Here is a 1,871-nt window from a genome sequence, read left to right as displayed (position 1 = left end):
CCCCCTGTGTCAAAGCAGTTGTCGTGCGTTTAGGACCGCGGAACGAGGGGGCGCGGGTAAGCGAGAGTGGCTCGATACGGCAAAGCATTCAGGGATCGCATCGTGGCGCGGCTGTTGCCGCCGGAGAGTGCGGCCCTCGACGTGGTCTCGCGTGACGCGGGGGTCAGTGTTGCCACCCTGGAACGCTGGCGGGCGCAGGCCCTGGCCGCACCCGGCGAGCTGGCCAGCAATCAGCGCTGGACGCCGGCGGCACGGCTGGAGGCGGTGATCACCACGGCGGCGATGGACGAGGCCGCCCGCGGCGCCTGGTGCCGCGAGCAAGGCCTCTACCCCGCTGAGCTCGAGGCCTGGAAGCACGACGCCATCGCCGGCCTGGGCGAGCCGCGGGCGGCCAGCGCCGTCGAGGCGCGGCAGGATCGGCGCCGGGTGAAGGAGCTCGAGCGCGAACTGCACCGCAAGGACAAGGCGCTGGCCGAGACGGCTGCCTTGCTGGTGCTGGCAAAAAAACTGAAGGCGGTCTTCCGCGACGGCGAGGACGAATGACCTGCCGGGAAGACCGCATGACCCTCATGGGCGAGATCACGACGGCCTGCGCCGCCGGCGCCCGGCTGGCCCCGGCCTGTAGCCTGGCCGGCATCGACCTGCGTACCTTCCAGCGCTGGCGCGCCGCGGATGGCCAGGTCCGGGCCGACCGCCGGCCCGAGGCCGTCCGGCCCAAGCCAGCGCACGCCCTCAGCGAGGCCGAGCGGGCGCGGATGGTGGATCTGGCCAATGAGCCGCGCTTCGCCAGCACGCCGCCGGCCCGCATCGTCCCGGCGCTGGCCGACGAGGGCATCTACGTCGCCAGCGAAGCCAGCTTCCATCGCGTGCTGCGCGACCATGGCCAGATGCAGCGCCGCGGCCGGGCCCGCCCACCGCGGAACGCAGGGCCACCCAGCACCCATGTGGCCACCGGCCCGGGACAGGTCTGGTGCTGGGATGTGACCTTCCTGAAGGCCCATGTGCAGGGGCACTGGTTCTATCTGTACCTCATCCTCGACCTCTACAGCCGCAAGATCGTCGGCTTTGAGGTGCACAACACCGACCAGGCCGAGCACGCCGCCCATTTGGTCCGGCGCACCGCGCTGGCCGAGGGCATCCACGCCCGCGCCACCCGCCCGGTGCTGCACGGCGACAACGGCCCGAGCGTGAAGGCAACCACGGTCGCGGCCATGCTGCACTGGCTCGGCATCGCGTCGTCGCATTCCAGGCCCCGGGTCAGCGACGATAATGCCTACGCCGAGGCGCTGTTCCGCACCGCCAAGTACCGCCCGGAGTTCCCGAGCCGCGGCTTTGCCGACCTCGCCGAGGCGCGGCAGTGGGTGGCCGCGTTCGTCCTCTGGTACAACCACGAGCTCCATCACAGCGGAATCCGCTACGTCACCCCGGCGCAGCGCCATGCCGGCGAGGACGGCGCCATCCTCGCCGCCCGTCATGCCCTCTACCAGCAGGCGCGCGAGGCCAATCCGCGCCGCTGGAGTGGGCCGACCCGCAACTGGACCCCGGTCGGCGCCGTCACCCTCAATCCCGAGTGCGACAGCCTCGTCGCCGAAGCCAGCCAACCTCCGCTCTCTGGTTCGACTGGCGACCCTGCTCTCCCGTCCCGACCTGGCGGCCTCGCGGCCGCGGCGCGCAGCGGCGGTGATGGAAGGCGCGCAGCCACTCGCAGCCACGCGCAGCGCAGCGAGCATGGCGAGGCTGGCGAGCACCGAACCTTCGCCGCCGCGAGCACCGTGGCAGCCTCACTCGCCGTCGGGCAGCCTCGCCCGCAGAGCTCAGGATAGGAGACCCCGTTACGAGATCAGCGCGGCAACTCGTTTGACACGCACCGG

The 1,871-nt window shown here is 71.7% G+C and carries 1 pseudogene; it reads left to right on the top strand.

Annotation, left to right across the window (positions count from 1 at the left end):
* Window positions 1-66: 66 nt before the first annotated feature.
* Window positions 67-1,592: pseudogene (locus Q7A36_RS39550) on the top strand (IS3 family transposase); the annotation flags it as partial.
* Window positions 1,593-1,871: the final 279 nt, after the last annotated feature.

The organism is Paracraurococcus lichenis, assembly GCF_030657435.1.
GTDB classification, from domain to species: Bacteria; Pseudomonadota; Alphaproteobacteria; order Acetobacterales; family Acetobacteraceae; genus Paracraurococcus; species Paracraurococcus lichenis.
Note: the sequence above shows the minus strand (reverse complement) of the source record. Positions and strands in the feature narration are given on the sequence as shown.